At 34.3% G+C, this 3,813-nt stretch carries 5 protein-coding genes; all 5 read left to right on the top strand.

Annotated elements, in window-relative coordinates:
• The first annotated feature begins 324 nt into the window (after positions 1-324).
• The 5 genes from E1171_RS05425 (at position 325) to E1171_RS05405 (ending at position 3,575) form a co-directional block, all read left to right on the top strand.
• The gene (locus tag E1171_RS05425) at positions 325-858 is read left to right on the top strand and encodes an RNA polymerase sigma factor (protein WP_155204845.1); all 534 of its coding nucleotides are present in this window, start codon (positions 325-327) and stop codon (positions 856-858) included.
• A 13-nt stretch (positions 859-871) separates the two neighbouring features.
• Positions 872-1,270 carry a hypothetical protein gene (locus E1171_RS05420; protein WP_155204843.1) on the top strand — a complete coding sequence of 133 codons (399 nt, stop codon included), beginning with the start codon at positions 872-874 and terminating at the stop codon, positions 1,268-1,270.
• Positions 1,263-1,529 carry a hypothetical protein gene (locus E1171_RS05415; RefSeq protein ID WP_155204841.1) on the top strand — a complete coding sequence of 89 codons (267 nt, stop codon included), beginning with the start codon at positions 1,263-1,265 and terminating at the stop codon, positions 1,527-1,529. Before E1171_RS05420 ends, E1171_RS05415 begins: the two co-directional genes overlap by 8 nt.
• 125 nt (positions 1,530-1,654) lie before the next feature.
• Positions 1,655-2,617, top strand: a complete 963-nt coding sequence (locus tag E1171_RS05410; RefSeq protein WP_246164188.1) for an NAD(P)-dependent alcohol dehydrogenase — start codon at positions 1,655-1,657, stop codon at positions 2,615-2,617.
• Positions 2,618-2,873: 256 nt separating this feature from the next.
• Complete coding sequence (locus E1171_RS05405) at positions 2,874-3,575, top strand: aspartate/glutamate racemase family protein (RefSeq protein WP_155204839.1); 702 nt, start codon at positions 2,874-2,876, stop codon at positions 3,573-3,575.
• Positions 3,576-3,813 lie beyond the last annotated feature (238 nt).

The following is a 3,813-nucleotide window of genomic DNA, read 5'->3' as shown; positions in this document are numbered from 1 at the left end:
TTTTTAAAAGGCATTTTTTCAAGACTATTTCAAATTTTAGCATTTTTTTTAAACTAAAACATCCCAAATACTTATTTTTAGTTGGAGTTTTTGGGCAGATTCCCATAGGTGCAAGTTACAAATCACAATTATTGTGTTCTTGCACCTTATAAATGTTGTCTCTCATTTCTTACACATTTTCCTTCCCTAAGGATAAATTGACATTCGTCTAACAGTTTACAGTACGGTTATTTTATAAGGTAATGCCTGTTCAAAAAAGTAAATGCAAGGAAATTAAAAGACTTCGTCTTTATAGATGAAGTGCCATTAAAAGGCAATTGAATAATGTCAGAAACAGATAACAGTAGAAAACTAAAGGCATTTTTTGGTAAAGAATATGATCAACTCAAATCATATGTCATTTCAAAATTTACTGATAGTGCCGACAGAGATGCTGAAGACATAATTCAAGATGTTGCTTTGAAATTATTTTCCCGTGCCGATACCAGTTCTCCTATTAACAATGTGGCGGGTTTTGTTTACCACTCCATAAGAAATAAGATTATTGATTTAATGCGTACCAAAAAGCAAACGACCAATATTCATGATGAAAGTGAATCACGACTGGTTGAGTTTGTTGAGTTATTCTACGGTAAAGCAGATAATTCATATTCTGAACAAATGAAACATGAATTAATCAAAACAATTTCAGAATTAAAACCGCACTATAAACAAATAATTATTGCCATAGATTTTGAAGGGTTCAGTTATAGAGAATTGTCCTTAAAAACAGGAGCTCCTGAGGGAACCTTGATGTCAAGGCGTCACAGAGCCCTTTCAATTCTAAAAAAGCAACTTAAGAAGAATGTTAATACTTAAAACATCAGAAAATATGACCAATTATTTTAAACATAAAATGCGAACAAAAAAGCCAACAACCATGATAGCTTGTGTGTTGTTAGGTATTGTTGCAGCTATAGGGTTTGCTGTTTTATTCGGCTTCATTGTCATGTGGTTATGGAACGCTCTAATGCCAGAACTTTTTGGGCTAAAAGAAATTAATTATTGGCAAGCTGTTGGGATCCTAATTCTATTCAAAATCCTATTCGGTGGGTTTGGGGGAAGCTCGAATAATAAAAGTTCATCAAAAAAGAAAGCTGACTCTAGTGATAAAAGCTATAAAAACGATTTCTCGAAATGGGAGCTTTACGATAAATTCTGGGAAGAAGAAGGGGAAGAAGCCTATAAAGCCTACATAAAGCGTACAAAAGGAATTGATAGTGATGAATAAAATTTTAAATGCAAATATGGGAAAACGAAAAACCCCTTCTAATCCATTATTGATTTTTAGAACTGATATTAAAACCAGGAAAAAGGTGAAGGTTATCAAACCACTATTTAACAATCATCCCCTTATCGTTAAGTGGTCTGTTGATACTGAGGACATAGATAATGTATTGCGAATTGAAACCATAAATGATATCAGTGAAAATGAGATTATCATCCTCTTAAAAGCATGTGGTTTTCACTGTGAGCCTCTGGAAGATTAATGCATACATTAATATTTGAGTTGACGTTTTGGATAAAATTAAGTCAAGGTCATTCGAATCGGAAAAGTTTAAAGAAGCCCTGGGTCTGAAGGGATTTAATAAATAGGTGAATAAGGAATAAATATATGACAAGAATGAAAGCCATTAAATGCACAAAATACGGACCCCCTGAAGTCCTCCAATTGAGCGAAGTGGAAAAGCCTATTCCCAAAAACAATGAGGTACTCATAAAAATACATGCCACAGCCGTAACTGCAAGTGATTGTGTTATCCGGGGCTTTGAGATGCCTGGAAATCCTAGCTTTCCTAAAAAGCAAATAATGGGACTAATGATGAGGCTTTTTCTAGGCTTTTCCAAGCCGAGAAACCCTATCATTGGATTGGTGTTGTCGGGAGAAATTGAATCAGTGGGCAAGGATATAAAGCAGTTTAAAAAAGGTGATCAAGTTTACGGATTTACGGGTTCTACCTTTGGTACATATGCTGAATACAAATGCATGTCCAATAAAGAGATAAAGAATGGTTCCTTGGTCATAAAGCCTGATTATATAAGCCATGAGGAAGCTGCGGCAATAGTTTATGGAGGGGTTTTGGCCATGTACTTTATGAAACAAGGGAATATCCAAAGCGGAAAAAAAGTACTTATTTATGGAGCTTCTGGGGCAATAGGAACTACTGCAGTCCAACTTGCTAGATACCATGGTGCGGATGTAACTGGGGTGTGCAGTTCATCAAATGGAGAATTGGTGAAGTCTCTTGGTGCTAGTAAAGTAATTGATTATACAAAAGCGGACGCTATAGACGAATTAGAGCTTTATGATTTTATTCTTGATGCAGTTGGAGAAAAGAAAAGTTCAAAAGTAAAGACACAATGTAAAAAAGTACTTAATTCGCAGGGAAAGTACGTGTCAGTCGATGATAACTTTCATAAGTTAGGCCCTGATGATCTTCTACAACTCAAAAAGCTAATTGAAGCCGGGCATATAAAAACTGTCATAGACAGACAGTATCCGTTAGAGCAGATTGTGGAGGCCCATAAATATGTGGATAAAGGACATAAGATAGGAAATGTAGTAATCGCAGTATAATAAAAAGATAAAAGGGGGAGGGAGTGCACTGTAATATATATAATCAAAAAGGTTTTTTGGGATTTTCTAACATGATCCCCTCAGTCAAATATTGTTTATCTAAAAAGGGTTTAAGTCTACCATACAATAAGAGTTAAAAACTCAACTTTGGGTTCCATAAAAATAAACAATTGAAAAAATAAAAGTCGGGCCCAGACCACGGCAAGATCAAAACTAAATTTTTTGGATTTGGCATTGGGGACAAACTGAATTACATATGAAAAAAATTGGTTTGATAGGAGGGATGAGTTGGGAATCTTCTCATGTCTACTATGAGATAATAAACAAGAAAGTGAAAGAAGTTTTGGGAGGTTTTCACTCTTCCAGATGTATAATGGAATCGGTTGACTTCGCAGAAATTGAAAGACTACAGCACAAAGGGGACTGGGACACCCTAAATAAGATAATGGTAGAATCGGCAAAAAATCTAGAAAATGCTAAGGCGGATATAATACTTCTTTGCACAAATACCATGCATTTATGTAGTGATCAAATAATCAAGAATACCAAAATTCCTTTTTTACATATCGCTACGGCTACAGGAAATCAAATAAGGAAGCAGAACATCAATAAAGTTTTATTGTTGGGAACGAAATTCACTATGGAAAAGGATTTCTATAAGAAAATATTAAGTGAAAACTTTAACATAGAAGTAATGATTCCTAATGAAAAAGACAGGAACACCGTACATGATATTATTTACAATGAGCTTGTTCATGGGAAAATTGAATTGGAATCAAAAATTAGATATAGAAACATAATCAATAATTCAATAAAAAGCGGAGCCGAAGGTGTGATTTTGGGATGCACAGAGATTCCTTTGTTAATCAATGATTCAGATGTAAATATTCCAATTTTTGATACAACAAAAATTCATGCTGAAAGTGCTGTAGAAATTGCTTTAAAAAAATCCAACTAGCGGAAGCGGATTAATCAATACATAATTTCAAGACCATACAAAGATCGGCAGTCAGTCCAAGTTTCTGGATGCCACTTTCAAGTCGTAGGAAATGATTAATTTTTTAGCTAAAAAGGAAGATTTTAAATGAGTTAAAGCTATAGGTTTGAACACAGCAGAAATGAGAAAAAATGAGCCAAAAGACTAATTAAGGCAGTTGTCACTTTTAGTTATTACGATTTAATGCCAATTTTAAATA

It is taken from the genome of Xanthovirga aplysinae (assembly GCF_009711365.1).
Lineage (GTDB): Bacteria > Bacteroidota > Bacteroidia > Cytophagales > Cyclobacteriaceae > Xanthovirga > Xanthovirga aplysinae.
The sequence above is the reverse complement of the archived record's forward strand: the minus strand, read 5'-3'. Positions and strand labels throughout refer to the sequence as shown.

What these genes read in the sequence shown, in the direction of transcription:
- E1171_RS05425 (WP_155204845.1), top strand. Translation starts at nt 325, where the DNA reads ATGTCAGAAACAGATAACAGTAGAAAACTAAAGGCATTTTTTGGTAAA.
- E1171_RS05420 (WP_155204843.1), top strand. Translation starts at nt 872, where the DNA reads ATGACCAATTATTTTAAACATAAAATGCGAACAAAAAAGCCAACAACC.
- E1171_RS05410 (WP_246164188.1), top strand. Translation starts at nt 1,655, where the DNA reads ATGACAAGAATGAAAGCCATTAAATGCACAAAATACGGACCCCCTGAA.
- E1171_RS05405 (WP_155204839.1), top strand. Translation starts at nt 2,874, where the DNA reads ATGAAAAAAATTGGTTTGATAGGAGGGATGAGTTGGGAATCTTCTCAT.
- E1171_RS05415 (WP_155204841.1), top strand. Translation starts at nt 1,263, where the DNA reads ATGAATAAAATTTTAAATGCAAATATGGGAAAACGAAAAACCCCTTCT.